At 67.6% G+C, this 16,094-nt stretch carries 17 protein-coding genes; 10 read left to right on the forward strand and 7 right to left on the reverse strand.

Going from position 1 to position 16,094, the window contains the following annotated elements:
* Positions 1-10: 10 nt before the first annotated feature.
* The gene (locus L2D01_12825; GenBank protein ID WBQ09763.1) at positions 11-673 is read right to left on the reverse strand and encodes a COQ9 family protein; all 663 of its coding nucleotides are present in this window, start codon (positions 671-673) and stop codon (positions 11-13) included.
* Between the two features lie 227 nt (positions 674-900).
* Here L2D01_12825 and rpsU point away from each other — a divergent pair, with 227 nt between their 5' ends.
* The 4 genes from rpsU to L2D01_12845 all read left to right on the forward strand — a co-directional run bounded on the left by rpsU (position 901) and on the right by L2D01_12845 (position 4,328).
* Positions 901-1,137, forward strand: coding sequence for a 30S ribosomal protein S21 (rpsU, locus tag L2D01_12830; GenBank protein WBQ11647.1), 237 nt, complete (start codon positions 901-903; stop codon positions 1,135-1,137).
* Between the two features lie 199 nt (positions 1,138-1,336).
* Positions 1,337-2,569: a right-handed parallel beta-helix repeat-containing protein gene (locus tag L2D01_12835; protein ID WBQ09764.1), complete on the forward strand. Its 1,233-nt coding sequence runs from the start codon at positions 1,337-1,339 to the stop codon at positions 2,567-2,569.
* 2 nt (positions 2,570-2,571) lie between these two features.
* On the forward strand, positions 2,572-3,720 hold the full coding sequence (locus L2D01_12840; protein ID WBQ09765.1) for a hypothetical protein: 1,149 nt from the start codon (positions 2,572-2,574) through the stop codon (positions 3,718-3,720).
* A 101-nt stretch (positions 3,721-3,821) separates the two neighbouring features.
* Positions 3,822-4,328 (forward strand): hypothetical protein, encoded by a 507-nt coding sequence (locus L2D01_12845; protein ID WBQ09766.1) that lies wholly within the window; start codon positions 3,822-3,824, stop codon positions 4,326-4,328.
* Positions 4,329-4,335: 7 nt separating this feature from the next.
* Here the strand turns inward: L2D01_12845 and L2D01_12850 are convergent, their stop codons facing one another.
* Positions 4,336-5,169 carry an enoyl-ACP reductase gene (locus L2D01_12850; protein ID WBQ09767.1) on the reverse strand — a complete coding sequence of 278 codons (834 nt, stop codon included), beginning with the start codon at positions 5,167-5,169 and terminating at the stop codon, positions 4,336-4,338.
* Between the two features lie 256 nt (positions 5,170-5,425).
* On the opposite strand from L2D01_12850, the gene L2D01_12855 reads away from it, so the two are divergent.
* Together L2D01_12855 and L2D01_12860 are read left to right on the forward strand one after the other, a co-directional pair.
* Positions 5,426-6,352 carry an acyl-CoA desaturase gene (locus L2D01_12855; protein ID WBQ09768.1) on the forward strand — a complete coding sequence of 309 codons (927 nt, stop codon included), beginning with the start codon at positions 5,426-5,428 and terminating at the stop codon, positions 6,350-6,352.
* A gap of 82 nt (positions 6,353-6,434) precedes the next feature.
* Positions 6,435-6,908 carry a low molecular weight phosphotyrosine protein phosphatase gene (locus L2D01_12860; protein ID WBQ09769.1) on the forward strand — a complete coding sequence of 158 codons (474 nt, stop codon included), beginning with the start codon at positions 6,435-6,437 and terminating at the stop codon, positions 6,906-6,908.
* Between the two features lie 42 nt (positions 6,909-6,950).
* On the opposite strand, the gene L2D01_12865 is transcribed toward L2D01_12860, so the two are convergent.
* Positions 6,951-8,522 (reverse strand): hypothetical protein, encoded by a 1,572-nt coding sequence (locus L2D01_12865; protein WBQ09770.1) that lies wholly within the window; start codon positions 8,520-8,522, stop codon positions 6,951-6,953.
* A gap of 290 nt (positions 8,523-8,812) precedes the next feature.
* Here L2D01_12865 and ahcY point away from each other — a divergent pair, with 290 nt between their 5' ends.
* The 3 genes from ahcY to L2D01_12880 all read left to right on the forward strand — a co-directional run bounded on the left by ahcY (position 8,813) and on the right by L2D01_12880 (position 11,303).
* A complete protein-coding gene (gene ahcY / locus L2D01_12870; GenBank protein ID WBQ09771.1) occupies positions 8,813-10,231 on the forward strand; it encodes an adenosylhomocysteinase in 1,419 nt (472 codons plus the stop codon).
* Positions 10,232-10,334: 103 nt separating this feature from the next.
* Positions 10,335-10,811 (forward strand): hypothetical protein, encoded by a 477-nt coding sequence (locus tag L2D01_12875; GenBank protein WBQ09772.1) that lies wholly within the window; start codon positions 10,335-10,337, stop codon positions 10,809-10,811.
* 72 nt (positions 10,812-10,883) lie between these two features.
* On the forward strand, positions 10,884-11,303 hold the full coding sequence (locus tag L2D01_12880; GenBank protein ID WBQ09773.1) for a hypothetical protein: 420 nt from the start codon (positions 10,884-10,886) through the stop codon (positions 11,301-11,303).
* Here the strand turns inward: L2D01_12880 and L2D01_12885 are convergent.
* On the reverse strand, positions 11,300-11,524 hold the full coding sequence (locus L2D01_12885) for a lipoprotein (GenBank protein ID WBQ09774.1): 225 nt from the start codon (positions 11,522-11,524) through the stop codon (positions 11,300-11,302). The two genes, L2D01_12880 and L2D01_12885, sit on opposite strands and share 4 nt — an antisense overlap.
* An 11-nt stretch (positions 11,525-11,535) precedes the next feature.
* On the reverse strand, positions 11,536-12,948 hold the full coding sequence (gene argH, locus L2D01_12890; GenBank protein ID WBQ09775.1) for an argininosuccinate lyase: 1,413 nt from the start codon (positions 12,946-12,948) through the stop codon (positions 11,536-11,538).
* A 70-nt stretch (positions 12,949-13,018) separates the two neighbouring features.
* On the opposite strand from argH, the gene L2D01_12895 reads away from it, so the two are divergent.
* Positions 13,019-13,612 (forward strand): TlpA family protein disulfide reductase, encoded by a 594-nt coding sequence (locus L2D01_12895; GenBank protein ID WBQ09776.1) that lies wholly within the window; start codon positions 13,019-13,021, stop codon positions 13,610-13,612.
* Here the strand turns inward: L2D01_12895 and L2D01_12900 are convergent.
* Both L2D01_12900 and L2D01_12905 read right to left on the reverse strand, forming a co-directional pair.
* Positions 13,609-14,589 (reverse strand): sulfotransferase, encoded by a 981-nt coding sequence (locus L2D01_12900; GenBank protein ID WBQ09777.1) that lies wholly within the window; start codon positions 14,587-14,589, stop codon positions 13,609-13,611. The genes L2D01_12895 and L2D01_12900 overlap by 4 nt on opposite strands.
* The gene (locus tag L2D01_12905; protein WBQ09778.1) at positions 14,586-15,935 is read right to left on the reverse strand and encodes a hypothetical protein; all 1,350 of its coding nucleotides are present in this window, start codon (positions 15,933-15,935) and stop codon (positions 14,586-14,588) included. The genes L2D01_12900 and L2D01_12905 overlap by 4 nt, the downstream gene beginning before the upstream one ends.
* Positions 15,936-16,094 lie beyond the last annotated feature (159 nt).

Here is a 16,094-nt window from a genome sequence, read left to right on the forward strand (position 1 = left end):
CGTGCAGGCCCTAGCGGCCGCCGCCCCCGCCATAGCGCATGCGTCCGGCCAGGGCGGCCAGATCCGGCAGGCTTGCCTGCGCCTCGCGCCAGCGCGCCTTGACCTTCTCAAACTGCATGACGCCGTCGATACGACGGTCCAGGAAAGCCCGCGTGCGCGGCTTGGCCGGATCATCCTCGTCGAGCCAGACCGCCTGGGTAGTCGTGAACACGCCCGACAGCGTCACCCGCTTGGTATAGAAATTGACGTCGGTGCTGGGATCGCCCAGCGCGCGCCAGATGGAGTCTGCGCTGGCCCAGATCAGGCGCGCGCCGCGATCCAGACCATCGGGAAGCAGCAGCCGGGCGCGGGCGCGCCGCGCAGCATCTTCATGGCCGGCCATGGCTTCAAGGCGGAACATCACGCCATGGGTCACCCGCTCACGCACGCGCCTGGCGGGATCGGCGGCGATGGCCTCGGCGGCGATGGAATCGCTGCGCCGCGACCAGGTCTCGATCAGGTCCAGCACCCCGCCGGGGCAATACAGCGCCACTTCGCCGGCGCTGAACCCCGCATCCTCGCCCGCCGCTTTCAGCGTGGCGGCGGTCCAGCCGTCAAAGGCGGCATGGAGCAGGGCCGCGTCCAGAAGGGCGAGGCGGGCGGCGTCGGCGCGGGGGGTGGCGGTCTCTGTCATGGATGCAGATATAAGCCCCGCAGACGCCTGCGTCACGGGGCGTTTCGCCGCGCCGGGCCGCTGGACAGACGTATCCGCCTCCGGTATACCCCCCGCCTCTGCTGGAAGCGCCGCCGCGCCGCCGGGGGCTTAAACCCCTTGGCCCGGCGCGTTTTGCGTGGACAGCACATATCAACAGGCAGCAGGCGCGCGGCGTCCTGCACGGAACACACCAGGGAGAGCGGACCATCGTTCAGATTGTTGTGCGCGATAACAACGTCGAGCAAGCGCTCAAGGCGTTGAAAAAGAAAATGCAGCGGGAGGGCACCTTCCGTGAAATGAAGCGCCGTAACCATTACGAAAAGCCGTCCGAGAAAAAGGCGCGCCAGAAGGCCGAGGCTATCCGCCGCGCCCGCAAGCTGGCCCGCAAGCGCGCCCAGCGCGAAGGTCTGCTGCCCAAGCCGAAGGTCGCAGCCCGGCGCTAGAGCGCTGGCCCGACCTGACGACGCTTGCTGTACGACATGAAACGCCGTGCTCCCTGGTCCGCGGGAGCGCGGCGTTTTTCGTGTGTGAACAGCGTTCATCTTGCTCGACATCGCCCGCCCCGCGCGGTTAACCTCTCCCCATGCTCCGGCAAGATGTGCGCACGCCAGACGCGCCGCGCCGGTCAGGGGAGAAACCACGATGACCTTGTCACGCCTGATTGCTGCGTTTGGCGCAGCCCTGATCCTGACGGCCTGCGGCGGCGAGCCCGAGGCCCGCGACACCAGCGATTTCGACACCGAGTATCAGAGCGTCCTGCACGAGGCGCTGCTGGATGCGCAGCCCGGCGATGTGATCGAGATCCCGGCCGGGCGCTTCGCCTTTGACCGGGGCCTGTCCCTGAGCGGCGTCAGCGGCGTCACGATCCGCGGCGCCGGGATGGACGAGACCATCCTGTCCTTCGCCGGTCAGCGCCAGGGCGCCGAGGGCCTGCTGGTCTCCAATTCGGACAATTTCACCATCGAGAACCTGGCTGTGGAGGACACCGCCGGCGACGCGGTGAAGATCACCGGCGGCGACGGCGTGACGATCCGCGGCGTGCGGGTGGAATGGACGCGCGGCCCCTCCACCGACAATGGCGCCTACGGGCTGTATCCGGTGCTGTCGCGCAATGTGCTGATCGAGGATTCGGTGGCCATCGCGGCATCGGACGCAGGGATCTATGTGGGCCAGTCGGATATGATCATCGTGCGCAATAACCGCGCCGAGTACAATGTGGCCGGGATCGAGATCGAGAACTCCAACAATGCCGACGTTTACGGCAATGTGGCGGTGAACAATACCGGCGGCATTCTGGTGTTCAACATGCCCAACCTGCCGCGTCCCGGCGCGGGCACGCGCGTGTTCGACAATGATGTGCACGAGAACAACACCGCCAATTTCGGCCATGCCGGCACGCCGGTGGCCAATGTGCCGGCGGGTACGGGCATCCTCATCAACGCCAATGATGATGTGGAGATTTTCAACAACCGGATGCGCGACAACCGCACCGCCCACGTGATCATCTCCTCAGGCTATTCCTCGGGCTTCTCCGATCTGGGCGTGAACGATGAGTTCGACCCTTATCCCGAACGCATCCACGTCCACTCCAACACCTATGAGGGCGGCGGCAATAATCCCGACAATATGGACCTGCAGGCGCTGCGGCTGCTGAAGTTCGGACCCACGGGCCGCCTGCCCCCGGTGTTCTGGGATGGCTATGTGAACACGGACCGGATGGTGGATGGCGCCCTGCCCGGCGCCCTGCGCCTGTGCGTCACCGACGCCGAGGTGCTCAACGCCGACGGGCCCAATGACTTCGCCGACCCGCAAGTGGATCGCGCGGCCTTCAACTGCAGCCATGAGCCCCTGCCCGCCGTCACGCTGGAGGGCTAGTGTTGAGGCTGATCCTCGCCGCCGGCCTCGCCCTGCTCTGCGCCGCCTGCTCCGCGCAGCCGCCGGCGCCGCCCCCGGAGCCGGCCTATATCGCGGACGGGCGCCCGGCGGCGCTGGAGGCCTGGGGCCAGGTGGCCCGGCGCGGCGATGCGCTGGTGCTGGGCGAGGGCGTGACAGCCTATGGGCTGAACACCGCGCTGTTTTCCGACTATGCGCTGAAACTGCGCACGGTCTGGATCCCGGACGGAGCGGGACCTGCGGCCTATCACGAGACAGACACGTTCGAGTTTCCCGTCGGCACGGTGATCACCAAGACCTTCTTCTATTCGCTCAGCGATGGTGGATTTGATCAGGTCTCGGCCCGGGGCCGGCTGGAGGATCATTTTGACGGGGTGCAGCTTGATCTCACGGGCCTGCGCCTCATCGAGACGCGGGTTCTCGTGCGCCGCGAGGCGGGGTGGGAGGCGCTGCCTTACGTCTGGGACGACGCCCAGCGCAGCGCCTCGCTGGCGCGCACCGGGGCCTTTGTGGACCTGACCCTGATCAGCGCGGCGCGGCCGGCGCAAAGCTTCACCTACGCCGTGCCGGACGTGAACCAGTGCGCGGCCTGCCACGTCACTGACGCGCGCGACGGCGCGGTGCGGCCCATTGGTCCTCGTGCGCGGCACCTCAACGGGCCGTTCGCCTATGCCGACGGACCTGAGAACCAGCTGGCGCACTGGACACAGGCCGGATTACTCACCGGCGCGCCGGAGCCGGACCTGGCGCCGCGCGCGGCGGTCTGGGACGGGGATGTCACCTTGTCCGGCGCCGCGCTGGATACGGCCTCGCGCGCCTGGCTGGACATCAACTGCGCCCACTGCCATTCGCGCACCGGACCGGCGCGCACATCGGGGCTATATCTGGAGCCGTGGGAGCCGGACGGGCCGCATCTGGGCCGCTGCAAACCGCCCATCGCCGCCGGGACAGGCACGGGCGGGCGGCCCTTCTCCATCGTGCCGGGATCGCCGGAACAGTCGATATTCGCCCATCGCCTGGAAACCGAGCGGCTCAGCGACATGATGCCCGAGCTTGGCCGGTCGGTGACCTATCACGAGGGCGCGGCCCTGATCGCCGCCTGGATCGGCGCCATGAGCGGCGGATGCGGCTGAATTGCGCCCCTGACGGCTTGGCGAAGCGGGCGCGGGCGTGCATTCTCCCCGGCGACAATTCCGCCGCACCTTGCGGCTGACACGATGCCGGAGACGCTGTCATGACCGCCCGCCTGAGCCGCCTTGCACCCGCCCTCGCCGCCGCCGCGCTGGCGAGCGCCTGCACCACGACGACCCAGTCGGTCTCCTGCCGTGACGCCGATGCGTCCGAGCGGGCCGCCTTCGCCGCCATCGTCACCCATGACCAGAACCGGCTGGCGGGGCTTCTCGCTGCTGAAGGCGGCGAGACGGCGCGCCGCCTGCGCGCGGAAGACCCGGCGGTGTTCGCGCAGGTGTTCGGCGCACGCATGAATGACCGCTCGGTGCGCACCGTGCTCATGCGCCCGCCTTTGTGCCTGATCGATGAACCGGCGACGGACAATGCGCGCCTGACCTATGTCTTCCCCGCCGGGCGCTTCGACGCCCTGCAGAACCCGGGCATGACCGGGCTGCAGACCGGCGAGCCGGGCCGCGACCACGCCGCCTGCCGCTTTGTCTTGGAAGACGGCCAGTGGCGCCTGGCCGATGCGTGCCTGGCGACCTTCCAGCCGCGTCAGCCGGTGGGGTGAGGGAGGGCTACTCCTCCCCTTCCCCCGCATCGGGCACGCCGACGACATGGAAGCCGGCGTCCACGTGCAGGACCTCGCCGGTGCACGATTTGCCGAGATCGGACAGGAGGTAGAGCGCCGCGCCCGCGACGCCTTCCATCGTGGTGTCTTCTTTCAGGAGCGACCAGTCCTTGCCGGTCTTCATCAGCTGGCGCCCGCCGCTGATGCCGGCCATGGCGAGGGTGCGCATCGGACCGGCGGAGATGGCGTTCACGCGGATGCCTTCAGGGCCCAGATCGCGGGCGATATAGCGGGTGCTGGCTTCCAGCGCGGCCTTGGCGACGCCCATGACATTGTAATTGGGCACCACGCGTTCGGCGCCCAGATAGGTCAGCGTCACCATCGCGCCGCCGCCCTCTTCACGTGACGGCATCAGGGCGCTGGCGCGCTTGGCCGCATCGACGAAGGAGAAGGCGGAGATGTCCATCGCCCGCTTGAAGCCTTCGCGGGTGGTGTTGTGGGTGAAGGAGCCCTGCAGCTCGTCCTTGCCGGCGAACGCGATGGCGTGGACCAGAAAGTCCATCTTGCCCCATTTGGCCTTGAGCGTTTCGAAACAGGCGTCCATGGAGGCGTCGTCCGACACGTCGGCGGTGACCATGAAGGGTTCATCACCCAATGATTCGACCAGCGGCCGCACGCGCTTTTCCAGCGCCTCGTCCTGGTAGGAGAAGGCGAGCTCGGCGCCTTGCGCATGCAGCTGGCGGGCAATCCCCCAGGCGATGGAATTCTTGTTCGCCACGCCCATGACAAGCCCGCGCTTGCCCTTCATGAGTGCGCCCGCCGGAAATTCGCCTTCAGCCATTGCCTGCTCCCTGCCTGTTATTTCAGGGCTCTGACAGCCATCGCCGCCCGCCCTGTCATCCTGCCTTCGCCAATAGCGCACACGCGCGCCTGCGTCGAGCGCCGGCCGCGACCCGCCTCACTGCGCTGTGACCGGCCCGGACGCACGAAGGCCTGTTTTTCGCCGCGAAGCCATGTCAATCTCGCCAGCAGAAGGGGGAGGTCTTGCCCGCAGACGCTTGTGTCATCGCTGGCAGGCAAAGCAACAGAGGTCTTGCATGAAAGCCTTGCCGACGCCGCGGTCGGTCGCCATCCGCAAAAGCTGGTCTAATCTCGACTGGGCCAGCGTCTTCGCCGCCATCATCTATCCCGCCCTGGGCGTCATCGGCCTCATCGCCGCCGCCATCATCGGCTGGTCCTTCTCCGGGGTGACCCTGGAATGGTGGTACATCCCCCTCGCTCTCCTGTCCGGCGCCGTGACGCTGGTGATCTGCAATGTCGGCATCGGCGCGCTTCACCGTGTCTGGCAGCACAAGGCGGGCGAGCTGCGCTGGCCGGCGCAGGTGCTGACCACCTTCAACTGCGTTGTCGCCATGCAGGGCCGGTTCCGGGACTGGGTGAATTATCACAGCCAGCACCACCGCCTGTCGGACCGCCCCGGCGATCCGCACAATCCGGCCGAAGGCAAAATGTGGGCATGGCTGGGCTGGCTGTTCTGGCGCGACCCCAATGATCTCAAGCGCCCGCTGGCCATGTGGCTGCGCGATACGCGCTCGGTGGTGGTCTTTGACCGTCACTATTCGCTGATCTCGGTGGCGGTGCACCTGGTGCTGCCCGCCGCGATCTATGCGCTGGTGTGGGCGCTGGGCGGATCGCTGATCCTGACCCTGATCCTGCACGCCAGCGCCGTGGTGGCGCGCGGGGTGCAGTTCCACGCGACGATCCTGGGCGTGAACGTGTTCGGCCACCTCAAGACGCCGGCCTGGGCCGACTATCTGCTGGCGCTGCTCACGGGTGGCGAAGCGTTTCATGACCACCACCACGACGAGCCGTCCAGCGCCCTGCACCTGCCCCGGCGCGGCCTGTTCAACCGGGTGTTCGACTATAACGGCACAGCGCTTTTGATTTTCGAGAAACTGCGCTGGGCGCGTGATCTGCGCATCGCGCCGCAATTTGCAGCCCAACCGGCGGTCACGCCCGGTTAACCGCGCCGCTTAAGTGCGCCTTAAAGCAAACGGCGGCTCTATGGGGCCGCCGTTTTTTTCTTGCCCCAAAGGGATATCCATCATGGCGCGCCGGGCGATATCGGTTCTGTTTGTCTGCACCGGGAATATCTGCCGCTCGCCCCTGGCCGAAGCGGTCGCGACCACTCTGGCGCAGCGCGCCGGCAAGCCAATGGCCTTTGAGTCCGCCGGAACTGGCGACTGGCATGCCGGCGAAAGCGCTGATCCGCGCGCCGCTGCGGCGGGTGAACGACGCGGCTATGATCTGTCCGGGATCACGGCGCGGGCAGTCACAGATGAGGACTTCGAGCGTTTCGATCACCTGATCGCGCTCGACAAGGGCCACAAGCGCTGGCTCCTTTCCGCGCGCGATTACCGCCGCCTGCCCGAGCGCGCGAAAATCTCGCTCTTGCTCGACTGGTCTGTGGGTATGGCCGGACAGGACGTACCGGACCCGTACTACGGCGATGAAACCGATTTCAACCGCGCCCTCGACCTGATCGAGAAAGGCTGCGAAGGCCTGATCCGACGGGTTTGACCCCGCCGGGCTGAGGCAACACGCGCTGCAGACGCGATTCCCCTAGCGGGCCGTCTCCGGCGTGCGTTCAGCGTCGCCTGCGCCTTGGGCCTCCGCCTCACCGGACTGCAGCGCAGCGTTATCGCCCGCAGGCGCAGCGAAGGCGGGCGCGGCCCCGGTCTGAGGCGCCGGCATGGGCGGGGGCGCGGGCAGGACAATGGCGCGCGCGGCATAGCGCGGATCATCGCGCAGGCGCGCTTCCTCGGTGCTGTCGGCGTCGGCCGGCGCGGCCTCGGCCGCAGCCGGGGCGGGGGACGCAACCGGAATGGCCGGGGCGGTGTCCACGCTCAGGTCCGGATCCACAAATCCATCCGCTTCGATGGCGTCAGACGCCGTCTCGGCCGTCGCGTTGTGGCTCACCGGCGCTGAATTGACCGGCTCGGCCGCCTCGGCAGGCGCCTCAGCCGTAGCGTCCGCGGTGTCCGCAGGCGTGGAGACGCTTGTCTCCGCGGCGCCGGTGGTTGCCGCCTCGGGCAGCGTTTCAGCGGCGGCTGTTTCTGTCTGGGCTTCTGCGTCCGAGGCGGGTTCAGCCTCGACTGTCACTGCGGCGCTGGTGGCCTCGGCCGCCGGCGCATCGGTCTGAACGTCCGTGCCGGCGTCGATCGCCGTCTCTGCCGCCTCATGCGGCGCCGCCGGTTCGCGCAGAGCAGACGCGGTGATGGTGCTGGCGCCGATCCCGGCCGCAGCAGCCTCCGGCAGGCGCGAGGCGCGTACATGCTCGACCGGGGCCTGGGACACCAGATGGTCGGCCAGCAGCGCGATACGCTGGTCCAGCCGCGCCTCGTCGCGCAGGCGATTGGTCATCCCGCCCACCACAAACAGCAGCGCCGCAACGCCCAGCGCGGCCAGAGCCGGGCCTTCAGCGCCGGCCGGCCCGTTCAGACCGATAGCCCCCGCCACCGCCAGCGCCACAAACACCGGCGCCCAGACCAGGCGCCAGGAACGCGCCGCATAAACCAGCACCGCGAACGCGGACACGATGGCGGCGAAGACGATCATGCCGGTCTGGTCCGCGAGACCGGGTGCGGCGGAGTCCAGCAGAGGGGCGAGCCCGGCTGCGGCGTCCGACCAGCGGAATGTGTCGAGACCGGGCACGGACGCCGCGGCCAGCGCAAACAAATCCGGCGCCGGCAGGGCGGCGATGCGCCCGGGCGCCAGCTCCACCAGGAAGGCATGCAGATAGGGCCACACCATCGCCAGCGCCGCGAGGGTAAACAGCACCATGGTCAGCCACCAGTTCACATTGCGTGATACGCCGGCGCGCGACAGCAGGGCCGCGACGCCCGGATGGGTGCGCGACCAGCTCTGGGCCGAGGGGCTCGCCACCGCGACGGGGCGCGAGCGGCGTTCCGGTCCGGGCTGCAGGCGCAGCACGCTGGCGCTGTCGCCCGGCTCGAGCCGGTAGCTCTTTTCCATCAGGCGCAGCGTGTGACGCGCGCCATCGAGATCCTGAATGCGGCGTTCCTCGGCGCGGGCGCGCGGGTCAGAGCCGACGACTTCGCCGGTGACAGCGTAGAAGTCGATGGTCTTGCGCCCGAAACGCAGGCTGGCATAGGCCGTCGGCAAAGTCGCCATGATGAATCTTCCCCTCATGCGAGCCAATCCGCGGCGAAAATGCCGTGCAGGTCAGCTGAAACCCCTCCCGCGATGGCGCACGCATCCCCTCCGAACGCCCGCACCACCGGTTACCGAAGAGTATATACAAGATTAGGACCGTTTTAAGAATTTTCCTGAGTCGCAAGGAATTTCGCCCGTGGCGCGATGCGCGTTTGCGCCGATATGCACTTTCCTTTATATGATCGGCGTCCCGATCCGGGACGAATGAGACACTCTCCCCACGACTGGCGAAAAGGCCCTTGTAAACAATGACTCTGATCAATGCTGCGAACACCGGCGAAGACCGGTATGTGAAAGACATGAGCCTGGCGCGCTGGGGCCGGATCGAAATCGAAATGGCCGAGATCGAAATGCCCGGCCTGATGTCCCTGCGCGAGGAGTTCGGCGCGTCCAAGCCCTTGAAAGGCGCACGCATCGCCGGCTCGCTGCACATGACCATCCAGACTGCGGTGCTGATCGAGACGCTCGTCGCTCTCGGCGCCGACGTGCGCTGGGCGTCGTGCAACATCTTCTCCACCCAGGACCACGCCGCCGCGGCGATCGCCGAGGCCGGCATTCCGGTGTTCGCCTACAAGGGTGAAAACCTGAAGGAATACTGGGAGTTCGCCGATGCGATCTTCCATTGGCCCAATGGCGAAACCGCCAACATGATCCTGGACGATGGCGGCGACGCCACCATGTACCTGCAGCTGGGCGAAAAGGCCGAGGCGGACCCGTCCGTGCTGGGCGAGCCGAAGTCGGAAGAGGAAAAATTCCTCTTCGAAACCATCCGCGAACGCATCCGGATGTCGCCGGGCTGGTTCAAGACCGCCAAAGCCGCCATCAAGGGCGTGTCGGAAGAAACCACCACCGGCGTGATGCGCCTGTATCAGATGGCCAAGCGCGGCGAGCTCGCCTTCCCGGCCATCAACGTGAACGACAGCGTGACCAAGTCGAAATTCGACAACCGCTATGGCTGCCGTGAGAGCCTGGTGGACGCGATCCGGCGCGGCACCGACGTCATGATGGCCGGCAAGACCGCCGTCGTGTGCGGCTATGGCGACGTGGGCAAGGGCTCGGCGGAATCGCTGGCCAAGGCCGGCTGCCGCGTGTCTGTCACCGAAGTGGACCCGATCTGCGCCCTGCAGGCGTGCATGGACGGGTTCGGCGTGGTGCGCCTGGAAGACGTGATCAACGATGTCGACATCGTCGTCACCGCCACCGGCAACAAGGACGTGGTCACGGTCGACCACATGCGCGCCATGAAGCACATGGCCATCGTGTGCAATATCGGCCACTTCGACAACGAGATCCAGGTCGAGGCCCTGCGCAATTTCCAATGGACCAATGTGAAGCCGCAGGTCGACCTGATCGAGTTCCCTGAAGGCCACAAGATCATCATGCTGTCCGAAGGTCGGCTGGTAAATCTGGGCAACGCCAACGGCCACCCGTCCTTCGTGATGAGCGCCAGCTTCACCAACCAGGTGCTGGCCCAGATCGAGCTGTGGACGCGCGGCGACCAGTACAAGAACGACGTCTACATCCTGCCCAAGCACCTAGATGAAAAGGTCGCAGCCCTGCATCTGCCCAAGCTGGGCGCCAATCTGACCGTGCTGAGCGAAGAACAGGCCGACTATATCAGCGTCAGCCAGGCCGGCCCGTTCAAGGCCGAGCACTACCGCTACTAGGCCTTACGCCTGCGCGATACAGAAAGCCCCGCCGGAGCGATCCGGCGGGGCTTGTCATTTGAGCGTGCATCGGCGTAAGTTTTCCCCTTGAAGAGGGGTTTTCATGGCTCGTTCCGGCGCTGTCAGCGCAGTGCTCATCCTGCTAACCGTGATGGCTGCCGCCCCTGCCGAGGCGCGCCAGCGCGGCGGGGTTGTGGATGTGATCCCGCCCGACGAGGTGGAGCGGATATTCCAGCAGGGTGATTGCGGCCACGCCCATGCGACCGATGAGGACGTCAGATTTTTTTCTGATGGTTACCGCTCTGCGGGGTCGCCGACCGTGCCCAACAGCATCATGGAGTTCTGGCGGGGTTCGGTGACGGTGGACTTCCTGTTTGATATCGACAGCGATAACCGGACCACCAACGCACGCATCACGCGCTATACCTATCATGATCGCGCCCGGCATTTCACACGCGGCCAGCGCCAGGTCCTGGAGGCTGAATTGCTGGACTGGATCACCTGGGAGCGGTTTGAGACCGCCTCTCCAGACCGGCCCCTGACAGGCTGCCATACGACGGCGCAGCTGACCGTCCGATAACCCGCCGGCAGGCTTTGCCAGCGGACCAGGACTGGATCATACTGCGGTCAGGTCCACATACCGGAGACACCCATGTCCGTTCTCGCCACACTCGCCGCCGCCGCGCTTCTGGCCGGCCAGTCAAGCACCATCGCCTTCATGGACGAGGCCGAACAGGCCGCCCTGCTCGCCAGCGCCGACTGCACGACCGCGGACGGAGTGGCTGAGGGTTTTTCGGCCTGGTCGGGCGAGACGCCCCGGCTGCGCAACACCGCCTGGATCGGCGCGGCGCGCTATGTTTTCGCCTATGATGTCAGCACCAGCGGCTCAACGTCCAATCTGCGCCCGATCATGCTGGCCTTCCCCGAAAGCCAGCCAGTGATGACCCGCCAGCAGGCCCGCGCCGCCAATCGCCAGTTGCGCGAACAGCTTGCCCAATGGCGGCTGACGCCCGTCGAAGGCGCCCGCGCACAATCCGGCTGCCTCGGCTGGGTGGACGTGTCGGCGCGCTAGCCCGGCGCGCGCCAGTCGTCCGGGTCGAGGAAATCGTCCTCCTCTTCATCCGCATCCTCGTCGTCATCCTGAGCGGAGTCCGGTTCGATCTCCCGGGGATCGCCCCAGAGCGGCGCGGGCCGCTCCAGCCCACCGCGCACGCCGCACCCGGTGAGCGCGAGCGCCGCCAGAGCGCAGGCGGTGAGCCCCGCGATGCGCTGCCATGTGATGTCGGCGGTCATGGTCGGTCTCCTCACGCCTGCAGGCGTTGTTTCCAAACGGCGATCTGTTCGCGCACCCGCACTGGCGCCGTACCGCCAAAGCTGGTCCGGCTCTCCATCGAGGCGCGCGCGGACAAGACCTCGAACAGGCGCGCATCAATGCGCGGCTCGATCTCCTGATAACGCGCCAGCGGCAGGTCCTTCAACGCCAGACCGGAGGCTTCGGCGGTTTTCACCGCAGACCCGGCCACGTGATGGGCGTCGCGGAAGGGCATGTTCAGCTCACGCACCAGCCAGTCGGCCAGATCCGTGGCGTCCGAATAGGCTTCGCCCGCCGCCGCTTCCAGCGCATCGCGGTTGAATGTGAGATCGCCGGCCATGCCGGTCATGGCGGTGATGGCGAGCATCAGGTCGTCAAACGCGGTAAACACCAGCGCCTTGTCTTCCTGCATGTCCTTGGAATAGGCCAGCGGCAGGCCCTTCATCACCAGGATCAGCCCCTGCAGCGCCCCGGCGATGCGGCCGGGCTTGGCGCGCACCAGTTCGGCGGCGTCGGGATTGCGCTTTTGCGGCATGATGGACGAACCGGTGGAAAACGCATCCGACAGGCTGGCGAAGCCGAAACGGCGCGAGGTCCACAACACGATCTCTTCAGCAAAACGCGACAGATTGATCGCCGTGATGGCCGCCCCCGACAGCGCCTCCAGCGCAAAATCGCGCGAGGACACCGCGTCCAGCGAATTGGCCATGGGCCGGTCAAAACCCAGCACTTTCGCCGTCATCTCCCGGTCAATCGCGAACGCCGTGCCCGCCAGCGCCGCGGCGCCCAGCGGCGACTCATTCAGCCGCGCGCGCGCATCCAGCAGCCGCCCACGGTCGCGCTCGGCCGCCTCCACCCAGCAGAGGAGGTGATGGCCCAGGCTCACCGGCTGGGCGGTCTGCAGATGGGTGAAGCCGGGCATGACCCAGTCGGCGTGATCATCAGCGCGCGCAACCAGGGCCCGTTGATAGGCCTGCAACGCGTCGGCCGCGCTTTCGAGCGCCTCGCGCAGCCAGAGGCGGAAGTCTGTGGCGACCTGGTCATTGCGCGACCGGGCCGTGTGCAAGCGGCCAGCGGGCGCGCCGATGCGGTCGCGCAGGGCCGCCTCGATATTCATGTGCACGTCTTCCAGCTCGGCCTTCCATTCAAACCGGCCGGCGCGGATATCGGTGCGGATCGCGTCCAGACCGCGCGCAATCGCCTCACCGTCCTCCCTTGAAATCACGCCGCAAGCGGTCAACATCGCAGCGTGCGCCAGCGATCCGGCGATGTCCTGTTCAAACAGGCGCTTGTCGACATCCACCGAGGCGTTGATGGCCTGCATCACGGCGGACGGTCCGGCGTCAAAGCGTCCGCCCCAGATGCCGCTGGCGGACGGGGACGAGGCGGGGGCGTCAGTGGTCATGGGCGGGGCGGCGTCCTGTGCGTGAGCGGGTGTTCGGCGGTGTGCCGGCATTAGGAAGAGGAAGTGCGTCATGCGCAAGCCGCAGCTGAAGCTGTCCCACGCCATCGTCGCCATGATCGTCATCGGCGCCGGCGCCGCCATCTGGACGCTGGGCGGGGCCTTTTTCAGCGGCCCGGCGCCCGCTGCATTATCGAGTTTCACAGTGGGCGAGATGAGCGCGTTTCGCAGCGTTGCGGGCGCGCCCGCCCAGCCGCGCGGGCCGATCCTCACCGCCGAGGGGCGCGAGATCACCCTGGCCGACAAGCGCGGCAAGGTGATCCTGGTCAATTTCTGGGCCACCTGGTGCCCGCCCTGCGTGGTGGAGATGCCGGCGCTTGACGCCCTGCAGGCCCAGCTGGGCTCGGATGATTTTGAAGTGGTCGCCATCTCCATGGATCGCCGGGTCGAGGATGCTGAAGCGTTTTACGCCGAGCGCGGGCTTGGTCATCTCGCCCTGTATTTCGATCCCAACATGAATCTGGGCTTCGCCGCCGGGGCGCGCGGCCTGCCGCTGAGCGTGCTCTATGACCGCCACGGAATCGAGATCGGCCGGCTGGACGGCGACGCGGACTGGGCGAGCCCCGAGGCGGTAGCGCTGATGGAAGCGGCCATCGCGCGCTTTTAGGCGCCCGCGTCCGCCGGAGCGCCGCGCGGCAAAGGCGGCGAGGCCGGATCAGGATTATAGTCCAGCCGCGCACACAGCCGCTGATAGGCCGGGCTGGTTGAGGCTTCCTGCGCGATCCACTCCGGCACGGCGGCGCGAGGGCGCGGGCTGACGGCATCGCCACTCCGGCCACTGGCCCCGGACAGGCGTATGGCGCCCACCAGATCGTCCCAGTCGGGATTGAAGGCCAGCTCCAGCCATTCGCAGACCCAACCCATCATGGCGTGCGGATCAGCCGCGACGCTTTCATACTTCACCACCCGCCCGGCATGGGGCTGATCAATGAAGGCGAGAGAACGCCGTGCATACTCCTCCAGCGTCCGCGGCTGGAAGTGCACCCATTCATTGGCGTTCAGCGACATCCAGGAATCCAGCGGGTGGCGCACCAGGGTGAGCGTGCGCACCGGCAGGTCGCGCGCCACCAGCTCGGTCACGCCGGGGCGCGAGGCCCAGTCGCGCGCGGTGCAATATCGGGTATGGCTGTGAGCGCGCACCACCAGGCGAGAACCCCGGCGGTCATAAGCCGCGTGGAGGGCGCGGAGACTGGCGCTGAAAACCTGCGCGCGCACGGCGTTATCGACACTGCCCGTTGCGGTTTCGGCCAGATACAACAGATCGGTGGGCGCAAACTCCGGAGACCGGCGCGGACGCGATGCGAACGGGTCCACTTCGCTCAGCACCACCACATTGGGCTGGGCCTGCAGCGCGCGGGCGAACATTGTCCCGCCAACGCAGGCGAGCTGGCGGATCACCCGCACCGGCTCGGGACCGGCATGGGCGCGCGCCTGGCTACGCGCCCAGCATTGTTCGAGCAACTGGCCCAGCGGCATCCCCGCCGAGCCGCCGCGCGCCGCCGGCGGATAACGCCCCTGCAACAACTCCAGCGCTTCTTCGACCATCACAGGCAAGCCTGGTGCGGTTTTGGATTGCGCGTTCAATGGTCCCAATCCGCCTGCGCCCCGGAGCGAGCGATGCCGAGCCGGGCCGTAGCGGCGCTTGTCAGCCGGTCGGTCAGCTGTCGCAGCAACCCATCCAGGGCGTTGCGATCATCCAGAAGCGCGCTGTAGCGGTCCTGGAGCTCCGACAGGCTCGCCTGGGCCAGGCGCTGGCCTTTGATCGCCAGGCGTAGATCGTCTCGCGCCGCTGTGATCTGGGCCGTCAGGGCGCGCTCGCGCTCGGAAGCGGCGCGCGCCGCCTCCAGATGCCGGTCAAGCTCGCGCTGAAACCGGACAGCGTCTTCGCGCAGGGCGGACTGATAGCCGTCGCGATCCCGCGCGGGTTGGCGGGCGCTTTGCAATTGCGCCTCGGCGCTGGCGCGCGCCGCCTCGGCCGTTTGCAGGGCGCGCCCCAGCTCCAGCGCCCGCACGCGCGCCGCCTCGAGCTCGGCCACCAGTTCTTCGCGCCGCGCCTGGCTGTGCGCCTCGGACTCAGCGGCCGCGCGGCGAACAGCTTCCAGCTCACCGTCCGCCTCAAGCCCGGCGCAGCGGGCCTGACTTGCGCGCAGCTCGTCCATCAAACCTGCGCGCTGCTCAAGCCAGCGCGCTTCGGCGTCGCGGGTTGCGGCGCGATAGGTTTCCAGCGCCGCGTCCAGTTCAACCACGCGCGCGGCGTGCGGCGCCGGACGGTTCTGCTCCGGCCCGGCGCCGGATGCAGGCTTGCGCACCGGGCCGATCCAGGCGCGCCATGCATCCGCGCCGCCCTGTCCGGGCAGCGCCAGCATCAGCCATCTGCGGGCCTGCGCCCAGTCCGCCACATCGCCGCGCGCCTTCGCGTGCCCGGGCGGCGGGGCCTCTTTGACCCGGACAATCACATGATCGAACCGCGCCAGCCAGCCAGCGGCGTCAAGGGCGTCCAGCACATCCACAGCATCGTCGGCGGCGTCGATCAGGAGGATGTGTTCGCCCTCGCCATCAAAATCGTCAGGTTTAAGGATCGAATCCGCCGCGATGCAGTCCACGACACAGTCCGCGTCGCGCTCAATGGCTGCAGCGAGGTCACGAACCAGACCCTGCGCGCCGGCCGCGCCCATGGCGTGGGTGAAGGCGTGCGCCCGGCGCCACGGCATGCGCCCGGCGGCGCGGGTGACCGCTCCCTCTATCAGCCGCACAGACGGCGTGGCGCCGTAGCGTATGCGCAACTGCTCCGCCCGGTCCGGATCCGGCTCGATCAGAATTGCAGCGCGCGCTGACTGCGCCAGCGCGCCCGGCCCGTCCGGCCCGGCGCCCACATGGACAATCAGGCCGGGGCGGCCATAGACAATGCACTCAAGGTGCAGCGGGCGCATCGGGGTCACTCCAGGCGCGCGCAAACGGGCGGCGCAGATCAAGGAACAGGGCAGGCAAAGGGGTAGTCGCCCAGTGAGCGGCTCCCGCAAGGCTTAGCCCTGCGCCAGGTGTTTTGAACGCCACGTGCGTCACACCCTGCTTCCCCGTGTTGTCTGCGG

The sequence above is a fragment of the Hyphomonadaceae bacterium ML37 genome, assembly GCA_027627685.1.
GTDB lineage: Bacteria > Pseudomonadota > Alphaproteobacteria > Caulobacterales > Maricaulaceae > Oceanicaulis.